General features: G+C 72.8%; 24 protein-coding genes. 6 read left to right on the top strand and 18 right to left on the bottom strand.

Annotated elements, in window-relative coordinates:
• Positions 1-34: 34 nt before the first annotated feature.
• The 8 genes from ACYVKX_RS13740 to ACYVKX_RS13705 form a co-directional block, all read right to left on the bottom strand.
• Positions 35-796: an SDR family NAD(P)-dependent oxidoreductase gene (locus tag ACYVKX_RS13740; RefSeq protein ID WP_460833281.1), complete on the bottom strand. Its 762-nt coding sequence runs from the start codon at positions 794-796 to the stop codon at positions 35-37.
• A complete protein-coding gene (locus tag ACYVKX_RS13735) occupies positions 793-2340 on the bottom strand; it encodes an aldehyde dehydrogenase family protein (RefSeq protein ID WP_460833279.1) in 1548 nt (515 codons plus the stop codon). The genes ACYVKX_RS13740 and ACYVKX_RS13735 overlap by 4 nt, the downstream gene beginning before the upstream one ends.
• On the bottom strand, positions 2337-3125 hold the full coding sequence (locus ACYVKX_RS13730) for an enoyl-CoA hydratase/isomerase family protein (protein WP_460833276.1): 789 nt from the start codon (positions 3123-3125) through the stop codon (positions 2337-2339). Before ACYVKX_RS13730 ends, ACYVKX_RS13735 begins: the two co-directional genes overlap by 4 nt.
• 39 nt (positions 3126-3164) lie before the next feature.
• Positions 3165-4187, bottom strand: a complete 1023-nt coding sequence (locus ACYVKX_RS13725; RefSeq protein WP_460833272.1) for an ABC transporter permease — start codon at positions 4185-4187, stop codon at positions 3165-3167.
• Between the two features lie 55 nt (positions 4188-4242).
• A complete protein-coding gene (locus ACYVKX_RS13720) occupies positions 4243-5730 on the bottom strand; it encodes a sugar ABC transporter ATP-binding protein (protein ID WP_460833269.1) in 1488 nt (495 codons plus the stop codon).
• Positions 5731-5782: 52 nt separating this feature from the next.
• Complete coding sequence (locus ACYVKX_RS13715; RefSeq protein WP_460833267.1) at positions 5783-6859, bottom strand: sugar ABC transporter substrate-binding protein; 1077 nt, start codon at positions 6857-6859, stop codon at positions 5783-5785.
• A gap of 93 nt (positions 6860-6952) precedes the next feature.
• Positions 6953-8056: a LacI family DNA-binding transcriptional regulator gene (locus ACYVKX_RS13710; RefSeq protein WP_460833264.1), complete on the bottom strand. Its 1104-nt coding sequence runs from the start codon at positions 8054-8056 to the stop codon at positions 6953-6955.
• Between the two features lie 50 nt (positions 8057-8106).
• A complete protein-coding gene (locus ACYVKX_RS13705; protein ID WP_460833262.1) occupies positions 8107-9207 on the bottom strand; it encodes a TIGR03557 family F420-dependent LLM class oxidoreductase in 1101 nt (366 codons plus the stop codon).
• 71 nt (positions 9208-9278) lie between these two features.
• Here ACYVKX_RS13705 and ACYVKX_RS13700 point away from each other — a divergent pair, with 71 nt between their 5' ends.
• A complete protein-coding gene (locus ACYVKX_RS13700) occupies positions 9279-10346 on the top strand; it encodes an RsmD family RNA methyltransferase (RefSeq protein WP_460833260.1) in 1068 nt (355 codons plus the stop codon).
• 8 nt (positions 10347-10354) lie between these two features.
• Complete coding sequence (locus ACYVKX_RS13695) at positions 10355-10936, top strand: class I SAM-dependent methyltransferase (protein WP_460833258.1); 582 nt, start codon at positions 10355-10357, stop codon at positions 10934-10936.
• On the opposite strand, the gene ACYVKX_RS13690 is transcribed toward ACYVKX_RS13695, so the two are convergent.
• Positions 10926-11201 carry a hypothetical protein gene (locus ACYVKX_RS13690; protein ID WP_460833255.1) on the bottom strand — a complete coding sequence of 92 codons (276 nt, stop codon included), beginning with the start codon at positions 11199-11201 and terminating at the stop codon, positions 10926-10928. The genes ACYVKX_RS13695 and ACYVKX_RS13690 overlap by 11 nt on opposite strands.
• A 12-nt stretch (positions 11202-11213) precedes the next feature.
• Entirely contained in the window at positions 11214-12065 is an 852-nt protein-coding gene (gene mca / locus ACYVKX_RS13685) for a mycothiol conjugate amidase Mca (protein WP_460833738.1), read from the bottom strand.
• 62 nt (positions 12066-12127) lie between these two features.
• Here mca and ACYVKX_RS13680 point away from each other — a divergent pair, with 62 nt between their 5' ends.
• Both ACYVKX_RS13680 and greA read left to right on the top strand, forming a co-directional pair.
• On the top strand, positions 12128-12529 hold the full coding sequence (locus tag ACYVKX_RS13680) for a DUF4307 domain-containing protein (RefSeq protein WP_460833252.1): 402 nt from the start codon (positions 12128-12130) through the stop codon (positions 12527-12529).
• A 163-nt stretch (positions 12530-12692) separates the two neighbouring features.
• Positions 12693-13196, top strand: coding sequence for a transcription elongation factor GreA (gene greA / locus ACYVKX_RS13675; RefSeq protein ID WP_460833247.1), 504 nt, complete (start codon positions 12693-12695; stop codon positions 13194-13196).
• A gap of 111 nt (positions 13197-13307) precedes the next feature.
• Here greA and ilvA read toward each other — a convergent pair whose 3' ends face one another.
• The 4 genes from ilvA to ACYVKX_RS13655 are packed head-to-tail and all read right to left on the bottom strand — an operon-like array spanning position 13308 to position 18327.
• The gene (gene ilvA, locus ACYVKX_RS13670; protein WP_460833244.1) at positions 13308-14537 is read right to left on the bottom strand and encodes a threonine ammonia-lyase; all 1230 of its coding nucleotides are present in this window, start codon (positions 14535-14537) and stop codon (positions 13308-13310) included.
• A complete protein-coding gene (locus tag ACYVKX_RS13665; RefSeq protein WP_460833240.1) occupies positions 14530-15858 on the bottom strand; it encodes an AI-2E family transporter in 1329 nt (442 codons plus the stop codon). The genes ilvA and ACYVKX_RS13665 overlap by 8 nt, the downstream gene beginning before the upstream one ends.
• Complete coding sequence (locus ACYVKX_RS13660) at positions 15855-17168, bottom strand: glutamate mutase L (protein ID WP_460833237.1); 1314 nt, start codon at positions 17166-17168, stop codon at positions 15855-15857. The genes ACYVKX_RS13665 and ACYVKX_RS13660 overlap by 4 nt, the downstream gene beginning before the upstream one ends.
• Positions 17161-18327 (bottom strand): cystathionine gamma-synthase, encoded by a 1167-nt coding sequence (locus ACYVKX_RS13655; protein ID WP_460833234.1) that lies wholly within the window; start codon positions 18325-18327, stop codon positions 17161-17163. Before ACYVKX_RS13655 ends, ACYVKX_RS13660 begins: the two co-directional genes overlap by 8 nt.
• 90 nt (positions 18328-18417) lie before the next feature.
• Between ACYVKX_RS13655 and msrA the strand changes: the two genes are divergently transcribed.
• Positions 18418-19062 carry a peptide-methionine (S)-S-oxide reductase MsrA gene (gene msrA / locus ACYVKX_RS13650; RefSeq protein ID WP_460833230.1) on the top strand — a complete coding sequence of 215 codons (645 nt, stop codon included), beginning with the start codon at positions 18418-18420 and terminating at the stop codon, positions 19060-19062.
• Between the two features lie 32 nt (positions 19063-19094).
• Entirely contained in the window at positions 19095-20444 is a 1350-nt protein-coding gene (locus tag ACYVKX_RS13645) for an ABC1 kinase family protein (protein WP_460833227.1), read from the top strand.
• A gap of 19 nt (positions 20445-20463) precedes the next feature.
• Here the strand turns inward: ACYVKX_RS13645 and ACYVKX_RS13640 are convergent, their stop codons facing one another.
• From ACYVKX_RS13640 to ACYVKX_RS13625, 4 genes are all read right to left on the bottom strand, one after another.
• Positions 20464-20778, bottom strand: coding sequence for a pyridoxamine 5'-phosphate oxidase (locus tag ACYVKX_RS13640; RefSeq protein ID WP_460833224.1), 315 nt, complete (start codon positions 20776-20778; stop codon positions 20464-20466).
• A gap of 55 nt (positions 20779-20833) precedes the next feature.
• Positions 20834-21466: a YigZ family protein gene (locus tag ACYVKX_RS13635; RefSeq protein WP_460833222.1), complete on the bottom strand. Its 633-nt coding sequence runs from the start codon at positions 21464-21466 to the stop codon at positions 20834-20836.
• Positions 21463-22242 (bottom strand): sulfite exporter TauE/SafE family protein, encoded by a 780-nt coding sequence (locus ACYVKX_RS13630; protein WP_460833220.1) that lies wholly within the window; start codon positions 22240-22242, stop codon positions 21463-21465. Before ACYVKX_RS13630 ends, ACYVKX_RS13635 begins: the two co-directional genes overlap by 4 nt.
• 150 nt (positions 22243-22392) lie before the next feature.
• Complete coding sequence (locus ACYVKX_RS13625; RefSeq protein WP_460833217.1) at positions 22393-24414, bottom strand: vWA domain-containing protein; 2022 nt, start codon at positions 24412-24414, stop codon at positions 22393-22395.
• Positions 24415-24418: the final 4 nt, after the last annotated feature.

The following is a 24418-nucleotide window of genomic DNA, read 5'->3' as shown; positions in this document are numbered from 1 at the left end:
TACGAGCGAATGGGATCCGGGCGCGGACCGGCGGCTAGGACATGACGCCCCCGCCGTTGACGTGGATCGTCTGACCGTGGACGTACGACGCGGCGTCGCTGGCGAGGAACACGACGCTGGGCGCGACCTCGTGGGCCTGCCCCATCCGGCCGGCCACGAGCGTCGCGGTCCGGGCCCGCGCGAGCTCCTCGTCGAAGCTCTCGTCGGTCATCGGGGTGGTGATCGGTCCGGGCGCGACCGCGTTGACCCGGATCGCGGGGCCGACCTCACGCGCCATCGCGCGGGTCAGGCCGAGCACCCCGGCCTTGGCGGCGCAGTAGCTCGCGAAGTCCTCGGCGCCCCTGAACGCCAGCTGCGAGGAGACGTTGACGATCGCGCCGTGGTCGCGCTCGAGCATGCCGACCAGGACGTGGCGGGAGACGACGAAGACGCCGGTCAGGTCGACGTCGATGGTGCGGCTCCACTGCGCGAGGGTCATCTCGGTGATCCGGCCGGCGCTCATCGTGCCGGCGTTGTTCACCAGGACGTCGATCGGGCCGAGCTCCTGCTCGGCGGCGGCGACGAAGGCGGCCGCGGCGTCCCAGTCGGCGACGTCGCCCTCAACGACGACGGCCTCGCCGCCCTCGGCACGCACCTTCGCGGCGAGCTCCTCGGCGGCGGCCTCCTGCCCGAGGTGGTGGATCGCCACCCGGGCGCCGGCCGCGGCGAGCGCGGTCACCATCTCGCGGCCGAGGCCGCCGGGGCCGCCGGTGACGAGAGCGGTCCGGCCGGTGAGGTCGAACGGCGAGCGGGTCATCGTGCGCCGCCGTACCAGGGCGCGCGCGTGCCGCGCCGGATCTGGACGGTCTTGTTCTCGGTGAAGAACTCCATGCCCTCGCGCCCGAACTCGGCGCCGTACCCGCTGTCTCGGCGCCCGCCGAGCGGGATCTCCGGGAAGGCGTCGGTCGAGCCGTTCACCCACACCGTGCCGGTGTCGAGCGCGAGCGTGAGCTCGACGGCCTCGTCGACGTCCTGGGTCCAGACCGACGCGGCGAGGCCGAACTGCTGGGCGTTCGCCCGCCGGGTGACGTCGGCCAGGTCGGCGTACGGCTGCACGGTCGTCACCGGGCCGAACAGCTCCTCGCGCACCGACAGGTTGTCGTCGGACTCGGCGAACAGCACCGTGGGGCTGAAGAACGGCGCCGCGTCGGTGTCCGGCACGTCGGCCGCTGCGCCACCGGTGACGAGCGTGGCCCCCTCGGCGGCCGCCCTCTCGACCGCGGCGGCGACGCCGTCGAAGTGCTGACGGGAGACCAGCGGGCCCATCTCGGTGCGGTCGTCGCCCGGCTCGCCGAGCCGGATCTCCTGCGCCCGCGCGCCCAGCCGCCGGGTCAGCTCGTCGGCGATCGTGGCGTCGGCCATGATCCGCGATCCGGCGACGCAGACCTGGCCCTGGTTGAAGAACGAGGCGAACAGCAGCCCCTCGACGGCGAGGTCCAGGTCCGCGTTGCGGGTCACCACCACGGGCGTCTTGCCGCCCGCCTCGAGCGCCACCCGCTTGAGCCGGTGCTGTCCGGCACCCGCGGCGATGTGGCGCCCGGTGGCCGTCGACCCGGTGAAGCTGATGACGTCGGTCTGCACATGGCTGACGAGGCCGGCTCCCGCGCTGCCCTCGGCGACCAGCACCGACAGGGCGTCGGGCTCGAGGCCGGCCTCGAACAGGATCCGCGCGACGGCCAGCGCGGTGAGCGGCGTCAACGGGCTGGGCTTCATCACGACCGAGCAGCCGGCGGCGAGCGCGGGTGGCAGCTTCTGCCCGAGGATGCCGAGGGGGAAGTTCCAGGGCACGATCAACCCGGCCACGCCGGCCGGCTCGCGGAGCGTGAACGCGAAGACGTCGGACCCGATGTCGCGCAGCGTCCGGCCGTTGATGTCGCGAGCGAGGCCCGCGAAGTACTCGAAGGCGTTGACGGTGGCGGCGACCTCGCCGCGCGCCTCGCGGATCGGCTTGCCCGTCTCGGCGAGGAGCAGCCACGCGAGATCCTCGGCCCGCTCCTCGATCGAGCGCGCGGCCGCGGCGAGTACCCGGGCCCGGTCGCGACCACTGCTCCGACCCCAGGAACCGGAGTCGAAGGCGCGGCGCGCCGCGGCGACCGCGGCGTCCACCGGCGCGGCGGTGGCGTCGCCGCCGGAGAACAGCGTGGTCCCGCTCGCCGGGCCGACTCGTGGTGCCATCTCCTGCTCGGCCGCGACGCCGATCCCACCGACGAGGGAGCCGATGACGGGCACGCCGTCACGGGTCTCGAGCACGGCGGGTCCGAGCAGGGTGGCGAGGTCGGAGGTCACGGGAGGCGTGGTCACGATGCGGTTCCTTCGTTGCCGGTGGTGGGACGGGCGGCCCGAGCGGCGGCCCGACGGTCCAGGAAGCTCTGCTTGCGATCCCGGGAGGAGTCCAGGCAGGCGGTGTATCCGGCGAGCGCGCTCTCCGTGGCGAGGGTGCGCTCGAAGCCGGCGAGCACCTGCTTGGCCAGCCCGACCGCGGTCGGCTCGGCCTGGAGCAGCCGGTCGACGAGCGCAGCGAGCGCACCGTCCAGCTCGCCGGTCGGGTGGGCGGAGGTGACCACCAGCAGCTGGGCCGCCCGCTCCCCGGTCAGCAGCTCACCGGACAGCAGGACGTGGCGGGCGACGCCGAGGCCGGCGAGGTCGACCAGCCGCGCGGTGCCGCCCCACGAGGGGAGATTGCCGAGACCGAGCTCGGGCAGGCCCATTCGGGCGTCGTACGCCGCCAGCCGGAGGTCGCAGGCCAGCGCGAGCTCGAGGCCGCCGCCGTAGGCGCCGCCCTCGACGACCGCCACGGACGGCACGTCGAGGGCGGCGAGCTCGGCGAACGTCTCCTGGCCCAGCCGCGACTGGGCGACCGCCGCGACGTGCCCGGGGTCGACCCAGTCCGCGATGTCGGCGCCGGCGCAGAAGGTGCCGCCGGCGCCGCGCACCACCGCCACCCGGACGTCGTCACGACTCCGGACGGCGGCGACCTGCTCGCGCAGGGACTCCAGCATCGCGACGTCGAGCGCGTTGCGCTTCTCGGGTCGGTCGAGGACGAGGTGGGCGACGCCGCGGGAGTCGACGGCGAGGGTGACGGGCATGGAGGTGCTGCTCCTGGTGGGTCGTGGTGGGGTCGGGCGTCAGGACTTGCGGGCGCGGGCGGCCTGGTCGACCAGGAGCGCGAGGATGATGGCCGCGCCGACGGCGACCTGCTGGTAGAACGCCTGCACGTTGAGCGAGGTGAGCCCGGCGGTCAGCGTGGCGATGAGCACCGCGCCGAAGGCGGCGCCGACCATCGAGCCGTCGCCGCCGGCGAGCTTGGTCCCGCCCATGACGGTCGCCGCGATCGCGGTCAGCAGCAGGTCGGCGCCGAGGGTGGGGTCGGCGGCTCCGAGCCGGGCGGTGAGGATCGACCCGGCCAGGCCGGCGCCGGCTCCCGCCACGACGTACGCGAGCGCGGTATGGCGACCGACCCGGATGCCGGCGAGACGCGCCACCTCGGCGTTCCCGCCGATGGCGATGAGGTACTCGCCGAACAGCGTGTAGCGCAGGACCAGCGTCGAGACGACGGTCAGGACGACGAAGAGGACGACCGGGATCGGGATGCCCGCCACGCCGCCCGCGAGGGCGTTCTCGAAGCCCACCGGGATGCCGTACACGGCCTGCCCGCCCGCGATGATCAGCGCCAGACCGGCGTAGATGCTCATCGTGCCCAGCGTGACGATGAACGGCGTGATCCTGGTGACCGTGATGAGCAACCCGTTCACCAGGCCGCACAGCGCACCGATCAGCAGGCCGCCGAGGATCGCGAGCACGGGCGCGACCTGCTGCGAGAGCAGGCCGGCGCACACCGCGGTCACGGCGACGGTCGAGCCGATGGAGAGGTCGATGCCACCGGTCAGCAGCACGTAGGTCTGGCCGAGGGCGAGGATCCCGACCACGGCCGACTGCAGCAGGACGTTCATCAGGTTGCCGGAGTCGAGGAAGAACGGCCGGGCGATGCCGAAGCCGAGCACCATGACCACGATGACGGCGAGGAGACCGCCCTGGCGGGCCATCCTCCCGGCGAGGCTGCCGAGGCCGATCGTGCGCCCGGGGTCCTCGGGTCGGACCGGCTCGTCGGCGTCGCTGCCCGGAGCGGTGGTCACGGTGGTGTGGGACATGTCGGGTTCTCCTGGGGTGGCTGTGTACGGGACGTTCGCGGGCAGGCCGGGGAGGTCACTCGGCGGCGGCATGGCGCACCACCACCTCCTCGGTGGCCTCGCTGCGATCGAGCTCCGCGACGATCCGGCCGCGGCGCATCACCAGCACGCGGTCGCTCATCGCGAGGACCTCGGGAAGGTCGGAGGAGATCATCAGCACGGCCTTCCCGCTGTCGGCGAGGCGGCGCATGATCGCGTGGATCTCGCCCTTCGCCCCGACGTCGATCCCGCGGGTGGGCTCGTCGAAGATGAAGATCTCGCAGTCCGAGCGCAGCCACCGCGCGAGCACGACCTTCTGCTGGTTGCCGCCCGAGAGCGTCCGAACGGCCCGGTCGATCTGCATCTTGGTGTTGAGCGGCTTCAGCGCCGCCGTGGCGACCTCGCGCTGACGCCGCCGGTTCAGGATCCCGAGTCGACCCGGAGGGTCCATCAGGGTCACGTTGGACGCCGTGCTCATGTGGAGCGCCAGGCCCTGGTGCTTGCGGTCCTCGGTCAGCAGGGCGATGCCGTGGCGGATCGCGTCCGCGGGCCGGCGTACGCTCACCCGCCTGCCGCGCACGTACGTCGCCCCGCTGCTCGCCCGGTCCGCGCCGACGATCGCGCGGGCGAGCTCGGTGCGTCCGGCGCCGACCATGCCCGCCATGCCGACGACCTCACCCTGCCGCAGGGAGAGCGAGACGTCGTCCACCACGCCGGGCACCGAGAGGCTCTCGACGCGGAGGAGCTCCCGACCGACCGAGACGTTCGCGCCCTGCACGCCGATGGCGGCGAGGTTGCGTCCCACCATCATCTGCACCAGGTCGTCCTCACCGGCGATCTCGGCGCGCAGGCGCGTCCCGACGAGACGACCGTCGCGCAGCGCGGTCACCCGGTCGGAGAGCTCGAGGACCTCCTTGAGCCGGTGGGAGACGTAGACGATCGCCTTCCCGGCGGACCTGAGCTCGCGGATGGTCGCGAAGAGCCGCTCGCTCTCCGCGGTGGTCAGCGAGGCGGTCGGCTCGTCCATGATGATGATCCGCGCGTCTGTCGAGATCGCGCGGGCCAACTCGACCAACTGCTGCTGGGCCACGCTCAACCGCGAGACGGGCACGTCCGTGCGTGCGTCGAACCGGAGCTGCGCCAGCGACCGCGCCGCGCGGCGCCGCGCCTCGTTCCAGTGGATGACGCCGCCGGTGCTGCTCTCGCGACCGAGCACGAGGTTCTGCACGGCGGTCAGCTGCGGCACCAGGCTGAGCTCCTGGTGCACCATCGCGATGCCGTGCCCCATCGCGTCCGCCGGCCGGGACAGCTCGACCGGCCGGCCGTCGATCCGGATCTCGCCGGAGTCGGGCCGTTGGACGCCGAAGACCGTCTTCAGCAGCGTCGACTTCCCTGCGCCGTTCTCTCCCAGCAGGGTGTGCACCTCGCCGGGGTGAGCCGCGAAGCTCACCCCGACGAGGGCGTCCACTCCCGGGAAGGTCTTGGTCAGGTCCCTGACCTCGAGCACTGGCTCCCGAACAGTCATGAGGTGTCGTTCCTTCGTTGCCCCGCCCGAAGCGAGCTCCGGGCGGGTCGGATCAGTTGAAGATGTCGGTCCGGACCTGGCCGTTGTCGTCGTAGAACTGGTCGACGTTCTTCGCCGTGATCAGCTGGGCGGGAGCGACCACCCACGGGCCGACGTCCTGACCCTCGAGCAGACGTACGGCGGACTCCACGGCCCAGTAGCCCTCGTAGTAGGGCAGCGGGCTGACGGTGGCGAACATGGTGCCCTTGCGCACGGCGTCGACCGCCTCGGGGACGCCGTCGGTGCCGATCACCCGGATGTCCTTGCCCGACGCCTGGACCGCCTTGGCGACGCCGATGGCCATCGTGTCGTTGTTGGCGTAGATGCCCTTGACGTTCGGGTTCTGCTGGATGATCTGCTGCGCGGCGGCGAACGCCTTGTCGGCGTCCCAGTCGCCGGGGACGCTGGCGACGAGCTTGAGGTTGCCGGCCTTGGCCACGCCGTCCTTGAAGCCCTTGATCCGCAGGATGGCCGCGCTCGAACCGGCCTGCCCCTCGACCTGGGCGACCTCGCCGCCGCCGGGGAAGTCCTTGGCGAACTCCGCCGCCGCCTGGAGCCCGTTGAGCTCGTGGTTCGGGCCGACGTAGACGGTCGCGGGCACCCGGGCGTCGTCGACGTTCACGATCGGCGCACCCTGGGACTGCATCTGCTTGAGCGCCGGGGTCAGGTTGGAGGTGCTCTCCGGAGCGACGACGTAGGCGTCGAACTTCTGGCCGATCAGCGTCTGCGCGATCGTGAGCTGCTCGGTCTGGGCGGACTCGCTGCTCGCCGCCTGGATGGTCACGTCGACGCCGAGGTCCTCGGCCGCGGCCTGGGCACCCTTCTGGATGCCCTGCCAGTACTGGTTGGTGAGCGCCTTGAGGATGACGCCGATGCGGTACTGCTTGCTGGCGTCGACCGGGCCGAGGTCGGAGGCGAGCTTCGCGCCCTCGATCTGCGCGATGCCGTCCTGGTCACTCGTATAGGTGTAGTCGGACGACGCGCCGGAGCCACCGCCGCTGGCCACCTCCTCCGCGGAGCTGCAGGCGGCGAGGGCGAACAGTGAGAGGCTCGCGGCCGCGACGGCGACCATGCGCTTGTGTCGGGTCATCCTGGTCTTGCCTTTCGAGAGAGGGCGCCGAAGGGTCGGTGCCCGATGGGTGGATCCGAGATCAGGGAGAAGGGGAAAACGTTTTCCCTCGCTTCAGCCGCGAGAGCCGTCCGGACCTTCCGTCGCGCCGCCGGGCGATGCCTCGCACCCACACGTGCCGCGCCGGATCAGCCGGGTCGACAGGGAGCGCAGCTCGCCCGTTCCGACGCGCGCGGTGGAGTTGCGCGACCCGTCCGCCGGGGCGCTCCAGCGACGGTCGATCCGGGCGAGCAGCCGCGACGCGGCCTCGCGGCCGATCTCCCGGGCGCGCGAGTCGACGGTGGTGAGGCCGACGCCGTGGATGGCCGCGACCCAGATGTTGTCGAAGCCGACGATGGCGACCTCGCCGGGTACGCCGACCCCTCGCGTCGCACAGGCCTCGATCGCTCCGATCGACAGCCCGTCGCTCGCGACGAACACCGCCGTCGGCGGGTCCGCGAGATCCAGCAGCTCGGTCATGGCGCGCGCGCCGGCGTCCTGCCGCGTCGTCGGGGCGTTCACGACCAGCCCGGCCGGATCCAGGCCCGCGCGAGCCATCACGCGCTCGTAGGTCTCGCGGCGGATCTCGAACGGATAGACATCCTGCGGCCCGGCGACATGGCCGATCCGCCTGTGTCCATGCGCGATCAGATGCTCCACTGCCTGACGGGCGCCGTCCTCGTTGTCGATCACCACAGCGTCGACGAGGTCGCTGCGACGCAGGTGACGGCTGGCCAGCACCACGTCGAGACCGGCCTTGACGAGTTGTTCGACCTCGCCGTCCTGCAGTGTCACCGACGCCATGATCACGCCGTCGACCTGCCGCTGCTGCATGCTGCGGACGACCGCCGCCTCCTTGGCCGGCGAGCCTTCGGTGCTGCCGAAGATCAGCGTGTACCCGCTGTCGTCCAGGATCTCGTCGATGCCGGCGATGAGCTCGGGATAGAGGGGGTTGAGCACGCTGGCGACGACGACGCCCACGGTCTGTGTCCGCCGCCGCACGAGCCCCCGGGCGATCGCGTTCGGCTGGAAGTCGAGCTCGGCGATCGCCGCGGCGATCCGCTTCCCGGTCGCCTCGGCGATGTAGTAGTCGCCGTCGCCCAGGAACTTCGACACGGTCGCCTTGGAGACGCCGGCCAGCGCGGCGACGTCGGCGATCGTCGTGCGCTTGGTGTCCATAGGAAACCGATTTCCCATAAGGTCTATCTTTATGTGACCACAGCCACAAGTCAAGGGCCCTGCGGAAATGGTGGCGTCGACGGCGCGATCCGCCGATCCTGACCCCTTACGAGGACTCCAGGAACTTCTCGGTCTTCGCGATCGCGAAGCCCCAGCCCTGCTCCGGGGTCGGTCCAGACGTGGGTGACGCCGTGCTCGGCGAGGGCGGCGACGAGGACCGTCGGCATCAGAGGACGTGCTTGCCGTAGAACTCGATCATGTCGAGGAAGTGCGGCCCCATGTCGGCGACGTAGAGCTCGTCGTAGCCGGTTCTCCACCTGCTCGCGGTGGTGGTCGGGGTCCGTGCCGGCGACGACGGACTCGCGCGTCGAGTCCATCGTCACGAGCTCGGTCGCCTGCTCGAAGTGCTCGGGCGTCGGCAGGACCTGCGCCAGCTCCCCTGGCAGGCCGGCGTTGGGCCAGAGCCGGTGCGCGTGCTCCCAGCCCTCCTCCTGGGTCGGGGCGAACGCGACCTTGGCGCCCGCCTGCGCCGGCTTCCCGCCGGACTGCTCCTTGAAGCTCCTCACCAGCTCGGCGTCGGGCGAGGTGCCGATGTAGCCGTCGCCGAAGCGGGCGGCGGCCTCGAGCGCCTTCGGCCCGAACGCGGACACGAAGATCTCCGGCGGGGTGTCCGGGACGTTGTAGATGCGCGCGTGGTCGACCGAGTAGTGCCTGCCGCGACGGGTCACGACCTCGCCGGTCCAGAGCTCCCGGATCAGGGCGACGGCCTCCTCCAACATCTCCAGGCGTACGTCGAGGGGCGGCCACGGCCCGCCGAGGATGCTCTCGTTGAGCGCCTCGCCCGTCCCCACGCCGAGGGTGAACCGCCCGTCCAGCAGCTCCGCACACGTCCCGGCGGCCTGGGCGACGATCGCCGGGTGGACCCGCACGGTCGGACAGGTCACCGCCGTCGCCACCGGCAGGTCGCACACCTGGCCGATCGCGCCGATGACCGACCAGACGAACGGACTGTTGCCCTGCTCGTTGTTCCACGGGTGGAAGTGGTCGCTGATCCAGAGTCCCTGGAAGCCCGCCTCCTCGGCCGCGCGGGCCTGGGCGACGAGCTCGGCCGGGGAGTACTCCTCGGTGGACAGGAAGTAGCCGATGCGCATGCCCGCCGGTACCCGACGAGACGCACGGCAATCGGGAGTGCCGCGCACCCCGGGCGGGTACCGGCTCGTCCATGACCACCACCCCGGCGGCGGCTCCGCCCACGGAGACGATGGGCTTCGGCCCGCTGCGCATCACCTTCGACGGACGGGTGCTGCGGCCGCGCACGTGGACGGCCACCCAGTCCGAGTGGGCGGCCGGGATCCTCCGCACCGCCCCGCCGGGAGCGGTCCTGGAGCTGTGTGCCGGGGCGGGGCAGATCGGGCTGCTCGCCGTACTCGGCTCCGAGCGGCGGCTGGTGTGCGTGGACGTGAACCCGGCGGCCTGCGCGTGGGTCCGTCACAACGCCGAAGAGGCCGGGCTCGCACACCGCGTCGAGGTGCGCGAGGGGCCGATGGACGAGGTGCTGCGCGACAGCGAGCGGTTCGCGATGGTCGTGGCGGACCCGCCGTGGGTGCGCCGCGACGACGTGGGCGACCACCCCGAGGACCCGGTGCTCGCGATCGACGGCGGCGCCGACGGGATGGACGTCGCGTGGCTGTGCGTCGGCCTGGCCCGCGCCCACCTGGCGTCGAGCGGGACCATGTCCTCCAGCTCGGCACCGTCGAGCAGGTCGACGCGCTGCGCGACCGGCTCAGCGGCGACGACCTCGAGATCACCCTCGAGATCACCGAGGTGCGCTGGTGCGACCGCGGGGTGCTGGTCCGGCTCGATCTCCGGTAGCCATCAGTCAGACGGGCGCAGCCTCTCGGGCAGCACCTTGTGCGTGCCGTCGCACCACGGGAGCGACTGCGACCTCCCGCAGCGGCAGACGGCGCTGACCGGCCGCGTCGTCTCGTGCGGTACGCCGTCGGCGTCCTCGATCGCGTGCCTCCCGCGCAGCAGCATCGGACCGCCGGGGCACAGCACGACATCCGGATGGTCGAAGGTCATGCCGCCTCGTCCAGGACGCCCCAGCGCGCCAGCATCGAGCGCGCGAACCGGTCCTCGAGGTCGAGGGATGCCGTGCGTCGCCCTGCTCTCCGGCGGCTACGGCCGCGCCGAGCTCACCGACGCGGGCGCCGTGCACGTCGCCCGTCTACCCAAGGACCTCCTCGGGACCGACTGGGAGCGCTACGCGGCACCGAGCCGAGGTGGTTGACTCGTCTCGTGGACGCACAGGCCTGGGACGAGCGGTACGCCGCCAGCGAGCTCGTGTGGTCGGCCGGCCCGAACCGGTTCGTCGAGGCCGAGCTCGCCGACCTGCCGCCGGGGCGGGCCCTCGACCTGGCCGCGGGCGAGGGGCGGAACGCGATCTGGCTGGCCCGCCGGGGCTGGGACGTCACCGCGGCCGACTTCTCGCAGGTGGCGCTCGACAAGGGCGCGCGGCTCGCCGGGGACACCCCGGTCCGCTGGGTGCTGGCCGACGCTACGAGGTGGGAGGAGCGGGCGGCGTACGACCTCGTGGTGGTGGCCTACCTGCAGCTGGCCGCGGCCGGGCGGGCGGCGGCGGTGCGCGCGGCGTACCACGCGCTGTGGCCGGGCGGCACGCTGCTCGTCGTCGCCCACGACTCGACGAACCTCGCCGAGGGCACCGGCGGCCCGCAGGACGCCGCGGTGCTCTACACGGCCGAGGACGTGCTGGCCGACCTCGACGGCGAGGGGTTCGACACGATCCGCGCAGAGCGGGTGGCCCGGACGGTCGGCGACGCGACCGCCTGGGACGCGCTGGTGCGCCTGGTCAGGCGGTAGAGCCGTTGTCCGCCTCGTCGTCGGCGGGCTCAGGCTCGGTCGCGGGCCTCTTGTCGGACGGGTCGTAGAGCCCCGCCTCCTCGGCGGCCTTCGCCTTGCGGAGCTGCCGGGTCAGGCTGTAGCCGAGGAGCGCGACCGCGACGATCAGGGCGATGAAGATGCCGAACGCGAGCCAGCCCGCCTTGACGTCGTCCGGCTGCGGCGTCGGGTCGGTGCCGTCGGCCACCAGGATGAGCGCGTCCGGCACGAGGGTGAGCAGCTGCATGGGAGAACCTTCTCAGAGGGGGTCGGCGATGCCCGCGAAGAGGTCGTCCTCGGGGGTCGGAGAGTCGACGTGGCCCGCGACGAGCTCGAAGTCCTCGGTCGGCCAGACGTCGACCTGGATCTCCCGCGGGATCGCGAACCAGAACCCGTCGGGGTCGATCTGGGTCGCGTGCGCGAGGAGCGCCTGGTCGCGCACGCCGAAGTAGTCCGAGCACGGCACCCGCGTGGTGACGCGCGCGTCCCACTCGGGCTCGTCCTTCCACTCCTTGAGCCGCTCCTCCCACGGGGACTCCAACCCGTGGGCGATCATCGCGTCGTGGATCGCCTGGATCCGCGCCTTGTTGAACGAGTGGTGGTAGTACAGCTTGAGCACCTGCCACGGCTCGCCCAGCTCGGGATAGCGCTCCGGGTCGGCCGCCGCCTCGAACGCGTACACGCTGATCTCGTGGCACTTGATGTGGTCGGGGTGCGGGTAGCCGCCGCGCTCGTCGTACGTCGTCAGCACATGCGGCCGGAACTCGCGGATCAGCCTCACCAGCGGGGCGGCCGCCTCCTCGAGTGGCACCAGCGCGAAGCAGCCCTCGGGCAGCGGCGGCTTGGGGTCGCCGTCCGGCCAGCCGGAGTCGACGAAGCCGAGCCAGTCCTGCCGGATGCCGAGGATGTCGCGGGCCCGCTCCATCTCCTGGCGCCGGATCTCGGTGATGTTCGCGAGGATGTCGGGGCGGTCCATCTTCGGGTTGAGGATGGAGCCGCGCTCACCGCCGGTGCACGTCGCGACGTGCACGTCGACGCCCTGGGCGACGTACATCGCCGTGCTGGCGGCGCCCTTCGACGACTCGTCGTCGGGGTGGGCGTGGACGTGCATGAGGCGGAGGCCGGCGCGGGGGTGCTGCGTCACCCCGACATCCTAGGTGGGAGGATCTCCGCGTGAGCACCGCCACCGACCTCGCCGAGCGGTACGGCGCGCCGTCGGCCTGGCACCGGCGCACCGTCATCGGCGCCGCCGCGACGGTCTCCGCCGCGTTCCTCGTGTGGCTGGGCTGGGTCGCCTGGGTGCAGATCAACCCGGAGGTCACCTCCGAGCTCGTCGGGTTCACCGTCGTCGACGAGCACACCGTCAACGCCACCGTGCAGTTCAAGATCGAGGACGAGAGCGTCGAGCCCACCTGCACGCTCCGGGCGTACGCCGAGGACAAGGTCGTGGTGGGGGAGCTGGTGTTCACGCCCGAGGGCGAGGGCCGCAGCAGCTACGACATCCGCACCGAGCGGCTCGCCACCTCCGTCGACATGCTCGGCTGCACGGCACCGGGGCAGAATCGCCCCCGCTGACCCCGCTGTTGTTACAGTGGTCGGCCTGACCGTCCCGCAGGGCCGTCGAGGAAGCGGCCCGGCGCGTTTGACGCTACGGCCCGTCTCGCCGGTGGCCGAGCGGGGCACCGACCGACGCCGACGGAGCCGGTCCGTCGTACCTCGAAGTAGCAGGAGTTTCCCGATGACGCAGTCGACTGAGCAGGGCACCATCTGGCTCACCCAGGACGCCCACGACAAGCTCACCGCCGAGCTGGAGCACCTCAAGGGCCCCGCGCGCCAGGAAGTCATCGCCCGGATCAGCGCTGCCCGCGACGAGGGCGACCTCAAGGAGAACGGCGGCTACCACTCCGCCCGCGAGGAGCAGGGCAAGCTCGAGGGCCGGATCCGCCAGCTCGAGGACATGCTGCGCCGCGCCGAGGTCGGCGAGACACCCCCCGACGACGGCGTCGTCGAGCCCGGGATGAAGGTCACCTACAGGTTCGTCGGCGACGACGATGACGAGGCCGAGACGTTCCTGCTCGGCGCCCGCGAGATCGAGCCCGAGGGGCTCACCGTCTACTCGCCGTCCTCCCCGCTCGGCTCGGCCATCAACGGCCGCAGCAAGGGCGAGACCGTCAGCTACCTGGCCCCCAACGGCAAGGAGCTCCGGGTCGTCATCCTGGACGCGGTGCCCTTCACCGGCTGACCCCGCGAGTCGGCGCGTCTTGCCCACCCCGTCCACAGGGCTGCGGGCAAGTCGCGCCGACTCGCGCCCTCACGGCGGGCAAGTTGCGCCGACTCGCGGCCCCTCCGCGGGCTACACGTCGACGCGGTAGCCGCGCTCGCGCAGCCGCGCCAGCAACTGCTCGGCGTGCGGCTCGCCGCGGGTCTCCAGCTGCAGGCGCACCTCGACCTCGTGCAGGTGCAGCGACGGCGAGATCCGCTCGTGCACGATCTCGAGCACGTTCGCGCCGACCGCGGAGACGTCGCCGAGCAGTGTGGCGAGCCCGCCGGGCAGGTCGGGGATGCAGACGCGGAGGTTGAGGTAGCGGCCGGCCGCGGCCATGCCGTGGGTGATCACCTTGCCGAGCAGCAGCGGGTCGATGTTGCCGCCGGAGAGCACCGCCACGGCGGGCGTCTCGACCAGGTCGGGGTGCTCCATGAGCGCCGCGACCGCGGCCGCGCCGGCGGGCTCGACCAGCATCTTGGCGCGCTCCAGCACCGCCAGCACCGCCCGGGAGAGCCCCTCCTCGGTGACGGTGACGATCTCGTCCACGTGGTCGCGCACGGCCGCGAACGTGATCTGACCGGGCAGCCCGACCGCGATGCCGTCGGCCATGGTGCTCATCGACGCCAGCGGCACCGGGGCGCCCTGCGCCAGCGAGGCCGGGTACGCCGCCGCCTCGGCCGCCTGCACGCCGACCACCCTCACGTCCGGGCCCCCTCGCTGGCGGCAGAGCGCCTTGATCGCGATCGCGATGCCCGCGAGCAGTCCCCCGCCGCCGGTGGGCACCAGCACCGTGCGCACGTCGGGCACCTGTTCGAGGATCTCCAGGCCCGCAGTCCCCTGCCCGGCCACGATGTCGACGTGGTCGAACGGGTGGATGAGGACCGCGCCGGTGCGCTCGGCGAACGCCGTGGCCTCGACGAGGGCGTCCTCGAGGTAGCGGCCGTGGAAGGCCACCTCGGCGCCGTACCCCCGGGTGGCCTTCTCCTTCGGGATCGGCGCGCCCTCGGGCATGAAGATGGTGGCCTTGATCCCGAGCATCTGCGCGGCCAGCGCGACGCCCTGGGCGTGGTTGCCGGCCGAGGCCGCGACGACGCCGTGCGCGCGCTCCTCGGGCGAGAGCCGGAAGATGCGGACGTAGGCGCCGCGGGTCTTGAACGACCCGGTGCGCTGGAGGTTCTCGCACTTGAGCCAGACCGGGCCGCCCGCCAGGTCCGAGAGCCAGCGGGACTCCTCCATCGGCGTATCGATCGCGACCCCGCGCAGCAGCTCGCGCGCGGCCTCGATGTCGGCGAGGCCGACGGTGGGTGTCTCACTCATGGGGCTCCTCCTCCGGCGCGTCGACCACGGCCCCGGTCTCCTCGTAGTCCTCGGCCAGCTCCTCGACGGGATCGTCGCCGGGCTCGGTGTTGGCGGCCAGGTGCTGCACGACGGCGTTCAGCGCCGCGGCCAGGGGTACGGCGACCAGCGCGCCCGCGACGCCGGCGACGATGACGCCGCAGGCGATCGCGATGATCACCCCGAGCGGGTGCAGCGAGACCCAGCGGCCCATCAGGAACGGCTGGAGGACGTGGGCCTCGAGCTGCTGGACGCCGATCACGACCGCCAGCATCAGCAGCGCGGTGATCGGTCCCTGGTCGACCAGCGCGACGAGGACGGCGACCGCGCCGGCGACCGTGGCGCCGATCATCGGCACGAACGAGCCGAGGAACACCACCACGCCGATCGCGAGCACGAACGGCACCTGCAGGATCGCGGCGCCGAGCATGATGCCGACGGCGTCGACGGCCGCCACGATCACGGTCGCGCGCACGAACTGGGTGAGCGAGATCCAGGCGACCCGGCCGGAGCTGTCGACGCTCGGGCGCGCGGCGCGCGGGGCGATGCGCACCAGCCAGGCCCAGATCCGCTCGCCGTCGGCGAGGAAGAAGTACGTCGAGAACAGCACGATGAAGAAGCCGGCGAACACGTGCCCGACCGCCGTACCGACCTCGGTGACGTTGCCGAGGTCGACGTTCCTGCCGGTCTCGCGCAGGGCGTCCTGGACCCGCTGGATGTAGTCGTTGATCTGGGAGTCGCTGGCGTGCAGCGGACCGGTCTTCAGCCAGTCCTTGATCTGCTCCAGGCCCTCCGACGCCTGGTTCGCGAGGTCCTGCGCGCCGTTCGCGACCTGCTGGCCGGCGAAGGTGAGCAGCGCGGCGACGAGCAGGAGCCCGACCAGCACGACGAGCAGCGCGGCCAGCCCGCGGGGCAGCCCGATCCGGTGCAGCCCGTCGACGGCGGGGCTGGCGAGAGCAGTGACCAGGATGGCGATCGCGAGCGGCACCGCGACCACGGCGAAGAACGCGACCAGCCAGAGGACGACGTACGCCGCCGCCGCGATGACGAGGAAGCGCCACGCCCAGGCGGCCGCGAGGTCGACGCCCCAGGGCACCTGCGCGCGGCTGAAGTTCGAGCGGCCACCGGTGACCGGGGCGGGCTGGGCGCGGCGCTCGTCGCGCAGCGCGGCCCACTGGTGCGCGAGCCGGGCGGCGATGCCCTCCTCACTCTCCTCCGCCGCCCCGGGGCGGTGCCGGTGGTGGATGATCGGCAGCCGGCGACGCGGGCCCTCCTCGGGGGTTTCGTCAGCGTCGTTGCTCACGGCGACAGGCTAGCCGCCAGCCGGCGCGCGACCTCGGAGTGATCGGCCGCCAACAATCCGACCGCGGCGAGGACGTAATCGCTGTCCACAACGACCCGCGGACTCCGCGGGAGCTGCCAGCCGCCCTCGACCTCGCCGGTGCTGCCCGCGAAGACCCGGTCGGCCACGCCGGGCCGGCCGTTGCGGAGCACGCCGCCGGAGCCGACCAGCAAGCCCACCTCGCGCAGGTCCCTGCCGGTGCGCTCGACCACCCGACCGTCCGGGCCGACCACGACCCTGCTGCGGCCGGCGTGCCGGCGCAGCGCCGTGCCGACCGCGGCGCGGGCGATCGCCTCGTCGAGGTCGCACTCGGCGTCGGTGTCTGGGAGGTAGGAGGTGTCGTCCTGGCGCATTTGCGCCGCCACGGCAAACTCGGGGCGGTCGGCCACGGTGGTGAGCGCGGACCAGCGCATGCCGAGGTCGCCCTCGACGGTGCGGGTGACGCGGGTGGTGGCGACGACCTCGCGACCGACCGAGTCGGGGTCGACCTCGACGACAGAGTGCACGTCGGTCGTGGCGCCGCCGACGTCGACGACCACGACGTCGCCGACGGCGCGGGCGAGCACCTCGACCCCGGCCAGCACCACGTCGGGGGTGGCGCCGCGGACCATGCTCGTGAAGGCGTCGTGGCTGCTGAGGTGCTTGCCGCCGATCACGTGGGCCAGGAACATCTCCCGGATCGCGGCCCGCGCCGACTCCGGGGCGAGGACGCCGATCCGCGGCACGACGTTGTCGGCGAGGACGTGCGGCAGATCCGCGAGGATCCCGGCGACCTCGGCCTGCGCGTCGGCGTTGCCGGCGACCACGACCGGGCCGGTCCAGGTCTCCGCGAGCTGCCGGGCGGCGGCCAGGAGCACCTCGCTGTTGCCGCCGTCGGTGCCGCCGGTGAGCAGCACGACGTCGGGGTCGTTCAACTCGCCGATCCCCCCGGACGCCATCGCGACGACGCTGACCACCTTGCCGCCGCTGGACAGCGCCACCCGGCGGCCGGCCTCGGCGGTCACCAGCTCCTCGTTCCCGACCACCGCGATCCGCAGCCCCCCGCCCGCGCTGGAGCAGGCCAGCACCTCGGCGGCCCGTGCCCGGGGTTCCTGCGCGGCGAGGACGGCCAGGCAGGCGTCGTACCCGTCGAGGACGTCGGTCTCGATCGTCGTGTGGTGGGAGGCGGAGGCGACGATCCGGCCCTCGCCGAGGTCGACCAGGCTCGCCTTGGTGAACGTGGACCCGAAGTCCACGCAGACCACGGCCCCGGTTTCGACGGGCTCAACCACCGAGCGCGCGCTCGAGGTCGGCGATCAGGTCGTCGGCGGTCTCGATGCCGACGCTGAGGCGGACCAGGTCGGCGGGCACCTCGAGGTCGGTACCGGCGACGCTGGCGTGGGTCATCCGGCCCGGGTGCTCGATCAGGGACTCGACGCCACCGAGGGACTCGCCCAGCGTGAAGACCTCGGCACGCTCGCACACCTGGAGGGCGTGCGACTCGCCGCCGGTCACGCGGAACGACACCATCCCGCCGTACCGCCGCATCTGGCGCTGCGCCACCTCGTGGCCCGGGTGCGTCTCGAGGCCGGGGTAGATCACGTCGCCCACCTGGGGATGGCTGGCGAGGAAGTCGACGACCCGCTCGGCGTTGTCGCAGTGGCGGTCCATGCGGACCGCGAGGGTCTTGAGCCCGCGCAGGGTGAGCCAGGAGTCGAACGGGCCGGCGACCGCGCCCATCGCGTTCTGGTGGAAGGCGATCCGCTCGGCGAGGTCGAGGTCCCGGACGACGAGGGCGCCGCCGACGACGTCGGAGTGGCCGCCGCAGTACTTGGTCGTCGAGTGCACGACGACGTCCGCGCCGAGGGTCAGCGGCTGCTGGAGGTACGGCGAGGCGAAGGTGTTGTCGACCACCAGCAGTGCGCCGGCGTCGCGGGCGACAGCGGCCAGCGCCGCGATGTCGCCGATGTTGAGCAGCGGGTTCGTCGGGGTCTCGATCCAGACCAGCTTGGTCCGGCCGGGCTGGATGGCGGCCGCCACCCTCTCCGGGTCGTCCACGGGGGCCGGGCTGTGCTCCAGCCCCCAGGCTTGCTCGACCTGGTCGAAGAGCCGGAACGTGCCGCCGTACGCGTCGTCCGGGATCACCACATGGTCGCCGGGCCGGCAGACGCTGCGGATCAGGGTGTCCTCCGCGGCCAGTCCGGAGGCGAACGCGAACCCGCGCTCCCCCTCCTCCAGCGCCGCGATGTTGCCCTCGAGCGCGGTGCGGGTCGGGTTGGCCGAGCGGCTGTACTCGTAGCCGCCCCGCAGTCCGCCCACGCCGTCCTGCTTGTAGGTGCTGGTCGCGTAGATCGGCGGGATCACCGCCCCCGTCGCCTCGTCGGGCTCGTACCCCGCATGGATCGCGCGGGTCTCGAAGCCGCCCTTGCTCCGGTGGTGCTGCTCGCTCATGGCGTCGAGGCTAGCGGGGCCGCGGGGGAACGCCACCGGACCGGATGTTGTTACAGACTGTGCACCATCACTCCGAGCGAAGGAGAGCCCGTGTTCCGCACCCGCAACGCCCAGCTGGTCGCCCCCGAGCAGACCCCGAGGGGCCGCACCGAGCGGCCGTTCGCGCTGGCGGACAAGCACCTCGTCCTGGGCACGCCGGTCATCAGCGACGAGATCCCCGAGGGCCACGAGGTCGCGCTGTTCGGGCTGGGCTGCTTCTGGGGCGCCGAGGAGATCTACTGGCAGGTCCCCGGCGTCTGGTCGACGTCGGTCGGGTACGCCGGCGGCACGACCCCCCATCCGACATACGAGGAGGTCTGCAGCGGCGCCACGAACCACACCGAGGCGGTGCGGATCGTGTTCGACCCCCGTCAGGTCTCCTACGCCGACCTGGTCAAGACGTTCTTCGAGGTCCACGACCCGACCCAGGGCTTCCGTCAGGGCAACGACGTCGGCACCCAGTACCGCTCGGCGATCTACTTCACCACGCCCGAGCAGGAGCAGACCGCGCGCGAGCTGACCCGGGCTTACGGCGAGGAGCTGAGGCGACGCCGGCTCGGCGACATCACCACCGAGATCCGGCCGGCCACCGACACGCCGTACTACTACGCCGAGGACATGCACCAGCAGTACCTCGCGAAGAACCCGTTCGGCTACCGCTGCCACGCCAACACCGGCGTGAAGTTCCCCGCCTGAGCGCGTCAGGGCCCACCCGCCACAATGGACCCGTGACCGAGCTGCCCCGCAAGGCCCTCCCTGGGAGGGCCCTCCCTCAGAAGGCGGTGGCGCGGACCGCGAAGCTGGCCGCGCTGCCATTGGGGTACGCCGGGCGCAGCGCGATCGGGCTCGGCAAGCGGATCGGCGGCAAGCCGGCCGACGCGGTGATGTCCGAGATCCAGCAGCGCACCGCCGAGCAGCTGTTCCGCACGCTCGGCGAGCTCAAGGGCGGCGCGATGAAGGTCGGGCAGATGCTGTCCGTGCTGGAGTCGGCGTTCCCGGAGGAGCTGGCCGGGCCGTACCGCGAGCACCTGACGCGACTCCAGGACGCCGCACCGCCGATGCCGACCCAGACCGTGCGCGAGATCCTCGAGCGCGACCTCGGCCCGGACTGGAGGGAGCGGCTGGTCTGGCTCGACGGCGGGCCGACCGCCGCCGCCTCGATCGGCCAGGTCCACCAGGGCCGGTGGGCCGACGGGCGCGAGGTCGCGGTCAAGGTGCAGTACCCCGGCGCCGGCGAGGCGCTGCTCGCCGACCTGCGCCAGCTCTCCCGACTCGCGCGTACGGCGGCGCCGCTGGTGCCCGGCGTCGACCTCAAGCCGCTGGTGGCCGAGCTCCAGGACCGGGCGAGGGACGAGCTCGACTACGGGCTCGAGGCCGAGGCGCAGCGGGTGTTCGCGGCGGCGTTCCGCGACGACCCCGACATCGTGGTGCCCGACGTGGTCGAGGTCGGCGAGACGGTGCTGGTCACCGAGTGGCTGGAGAGCACCTCGTCGATGGCGTCGATCATCCGCGACGGCACCCAGGAGCAGCGCGACCACTACGGCGAGCTGTTCGTGCGGTTCCTCTTCTCCGGGCCGGCGCGCACCGGGATGCTGCACGCCGACCCGCACCCGGGCAACTACCGGATCCTCCCGGACGGCCGCCTCGGCGTGCTCGACTTCGGCGCGGTCGCGCGGCTGCCCGAGCGCAATCTGCCCGCGGCGATGGGCCGGCTGCTCCGCGTCGCGGCCGAGGAGGACCTCGACGGGCTGGTCGACGGGCTGCGCCGCGAGGGGTTCATCAAGGAGCGGATCACCGTCGACCCGCAGCTGCTGCTCGACTACCTCGCCCCGTTCGTCGAGCCCACGAGGGTCGAGCGGTTCCGGTTCAGCCGGGAGTGGATGCGCACCCAGTTCGCGCGCATCAACGACCCGCGCAGCCCGGCGTACACGGTCGGCCTGAAGCTCAACCTGCCGCCGTCGTACCTCCTCATCCACCGCACCTGGCTGGCCGGCGTCGGCGTGCTCTGCCAGCTCGAGTGCGAGGCGCCGTTCCGCCAGATCCTCACCGAGTCACTGCCCGGCTTCGCCGGGGACTGAGCGCATCCCGGCGACGTCGTCATCGCACCGGCTTGTGCAGGACGGCGCCGGTGGGCGTGATCCGGACGTCGTCGCCCTCGGCCACGGCGGTGCCGTCGACGAGCAGCGTCATGCCGGGGCTCTCCGGCGGCGGGAAGAGCAGCGTCACGGCGGGGTTGGTGCCGACGTTCGCGACCGAGCCGCGTCCGGGCGTCGCGACGAGGAGGCTGCCGTCCTCGGCCACCGCGCGCACGGACACGGCCTTCACCAGGCCGGCGCGCGAGGTCAGCAGGTAGCCGCGGTCGAACTCCCTCAATCGCTCCGGGAGGTCCGCCAGGTCGACGACAACGCTCATGGGTTTTCGGGGTCCCCGACGCGGTGCGAGCGCAGCGAGCAGCGTGGTGGGGTGTTCATGTGCCGAGGCTATCGGCCCAGCGCTCGCCTGCCACCCGCGTTCCGGCCGCGCCCCCGGTCAGCTCGGCGACGAGCGCGGCCAGCCGCGCCTCCTCCTCGGGCGGTACGCCGAGCCGCAGGGTCACCCGGGCGGCGTACTCGCTCCCCACGACCGCCACCCCGCGCGCCCGCAGCTCGCTCTCGACCCGGCCGGCGTCGGCATGGTCGAGGTCGAGGTCGAGCTCGCGGACCAGCGACCGGCGCAGCGTGCCGGCCTCGTCGAGCGCGGCGCGCACGGCGTCGCCGTACGCGCGGACCAGCCCGCCGGCGCCGAGCAGGGTGCCACCGAACCAGCGGGTGACCACGGCGACCACGTCGCTCACGCCCTCGCGGGAGTGGCCGCGCAGCACGTCGAGCATCGGCGCGCCCGCCGTACCGGCCGGCTCACCGTCGTCGGAGGAGCGCTCGACGTCGGGGTGGAGCCGGAAGGCCGCGCAGTGGTGGCGGGCGTCCCAGTGCTGCCTGCGCAGGCCCTCGACGACCGCGCGGGCGGCGGCCTCGTCCTCGACCCGGCGCAGCGTGCAGAGGAACCGCGAGCGCTTGACCTCGATCTCGGCCTCGGCCGGGCGCGCGAGGGTCAGGTAGCTCACCACAGGTCGAACACCTCCCCGGCGATGGTCACGACGAACGCCGAGACGACCAGGATGAAGAAGACCCGCACGAAGCGGGCGCCGCGGGAGACGGCGATACGGGCGCCGGCGTACCCGCCGACGACGTTGGCGAGGCCCATGACGACCGCGACGTACCACACGATCGCGCCCTGCGGGGCGAAGACGAGGATCGCGGCCAGGTTGGTGGCCCAGTTGGCGAGGCGGGCCTTGGCCGAGGCCTCGAGGAAGGAGTAGCCCATCAGCCCGGCCAGCGTGAACACGAGGAAGCTGCCCGTGCCCGGGCCGAGCGCGCCGTCATAGAAGCCGATGAGCAGGCCGGTGACCATCGCGGCGACCAGGTGGCGGTGGCCCCGGAACCGCAGCGCGGTCTGCTCGCCGAGCTCCGGCTTGAACAGCACATAGCCGCCGACCACCACGAGCGCCACCAGCACGATCGGCTCGAACGCCGCCCGCGGGATCCGGCTCGCGACCGCCGCGCCCGCCGCCGAGCCGGCGAACGCGAGCGCCATCAGCGGCAGGAACGTCCGCGGGTCGGGGCGGATCCGCCGGTAGTACGTCGCCGCACTGGCCGTCGTCCCGCAGATCGAGGCCACCTTGTTGGTCGCGAGCACCTGCACCGGCGCGGCGTTCGGCATCCCGAGCAGCAGCGCCGGCAGCTGGATCAGCCCGCCGCCCCCGACCACGGCGTCGACGAACCCCGCGGCGAGCGCGGCCAGGCCGAGCAGGGCCAGTACGGCGGCGGAGGGGTCGTCCATCGGCGCTCATTCTCCAAGCCGACCCGCCCCCTCGTTGAATTGGGCACGAATCGCGCGCCAGTCGGGCTCAAGTCGCACGCGAGACGGCGAGTACGGCCCAACTCGACTGCGAAGGAGGCCCAACTGAACGGCGGGCTTGGGGAGTCCGAGTCAGTCCCCGACCCAGAAGCCGCGGCCGCCGAACCAGTCGCCGTAGCCACCGCCGCCCCAACCGCCGAGGCCGGAGGGGCCACGGGAGCCGAGGTAGGAGCCGACGACGGCCGCTCCCAGGTCGTCGAGCTCGGGTGCGACCACGCGGCCGTCGACGCGGCGGGCCATCTGGTCGATGAACCGGGCCAGGCCCGGATCCTCACCGAGGCGGAAGAACGTGGTCTGCGCGCCGAGCCGGCCGGCGTTGTCGAGCTCGCGGACGGCGTACGCCACCGTGAGCGGGTGCGGCGGGTAGGCGAAGTGGACCTCGCCGTCGGGCTCGAGGTGGGAGGTCGGCTCGCCGTCGGTGACGATCAGCAGCACCGGCTGGGCGTGGGGGTGCCTGCGGAAGTGGCGGTTCGCGAGCAGCAGCGCGTGGTGCAGGTTGGTGCCCTTGTCCCACCTCGCGTCCAGCGCGGTCAGCTGCTCGATCTCCATCACCTCGGCGTGCCGGCCGAAGCCGATCAGCTGGAGGTGGTCGCCGCGGAAGCGCGAGCGGATCAGCGTGTGCAGGGCGAGCGCGGTGCGCTTCATCGGCACCCAGCGGCCGTCCATCGCCATCGAGAACGACGTGTCGACGAGCAGCGCGACCGCGGCCTGGGTGCGGGCCTCGGTCTCCTGGACCTCGACGTCCTCGATGCTCAGCCGGGGACCGGCCGGGGCGCCGGCCCGACGCAGCACGCCGTTGAGCATGGTGCGCGGGACGTGCCACGGCTCGGTGTCGCCGAACGCCCACTGCCGGGTCGCGCCCGAGAGGTCGCCCGCGGCGCCGGCGCGCTGGAGCTCGCGCTGCCCCTGCCGGCCGGACATCCGCTCGGCGACGTCGCGCAGCAACGCCCTGCCGAGCTGACGCATCGCCTGGGGCGAGAGCCGGTACTGGCCGTCGGTGCCGCGCTTCAGGTAGCCCGAGTCGCGCAGCGCCTGCTCCAGCCGCTGCAGGGTCCGCGCGTCGACGGCGGCCTGGTCTCCGAGCTGCCGCGCGAGCCGATCCAGGTCGACGTCGTCCATCCGGGCGCCGCCGTACGACTGCGAGAGCTGCTCGGCGAGCGTGTCGAGGTCGGCGAGGTCCTGGAAGACGCCGGTGCCGTCGCCGAGCCCGAGCCCCTCGTCGCCAGACAGCTGCTCGGAGCCGCCCCAGTCCTCGCCGGGCCGCAGCGCCTGGAGGTTCGCGTCGAGCCGGTCGAGCGCCTCCGAGAGCCGCGGCGAGCCGAAGGCCTGCTGGGAGAGCTGCATGAGCTCCTGGCGCTGCTCGGGCGACATCGAGTTCAGCATCCGCCGGGCCGCGGCCGAGCGCTGGGCGAGGGAGTCGAGGAGCTCGTCGATGTTGGACGGGTTCTCGGGGAAGAAGTCCCCGTGCTTGCGCATGAACTCGTCGAAGTCCTCCTGGGTGTCCTCGCCGAGCCGGTGCTTCTCCAGCAGCTCGTTGAGGTCGCCGAGCATCTCGTTGACGGCGGCGCGGTCCTCGTCGCTCGCGTTCTCCAGCGCCTGCTTCATGCCGGCGAAGCGCTGGTCGAGCAGCTCGCGGCCGAGCAGGTCCTTGATCCTCTCGTAGTCCTCGCGGGCCTCGCGGCTCTGCCAGTCGTACGACGACAGCTCGCTGACCGCGGCGGCGGTGTTCGGCGGGAGGTTGTCGAGCCGCAGCTCGCGGAACGCCCGGTCGCCGTCGTCCATCCCGATGTCGCGAGCGAGTTGCTTGCGCTCCTCCAGCAGGGCGTGGTCGAGCAGCTCGCGGACCTGCTCGAGGGTGCCGTCGAGGTGGTGCCGTTGCGTGAGCTCGCGGCGCCGCTCGGCCACCCGCCGGGCCAGGTCGTCCAGGCCGGCCCGGTCGCGGCCGCCGCGGCGCAAGAACTCGCGCATCGCGCGCTCGGGCGAGTAGCCCGCCATCACGTCCTCGCCGATCGCGTCGAGCGCCTCGGCCAGGTCGACCGGCGGGGCGAGCGGATCGCCGCCGTCGTACCGCTTGAAGCGGGTCCGGTCCTTCATCGCC

The organism is Nocardioides hungaricus (assembly GCF_054782915.1).
Note: the sequence above shows the minus strand (reverse complement) of the source record. Positions and strands in the feature narration are given on the sequence as shown.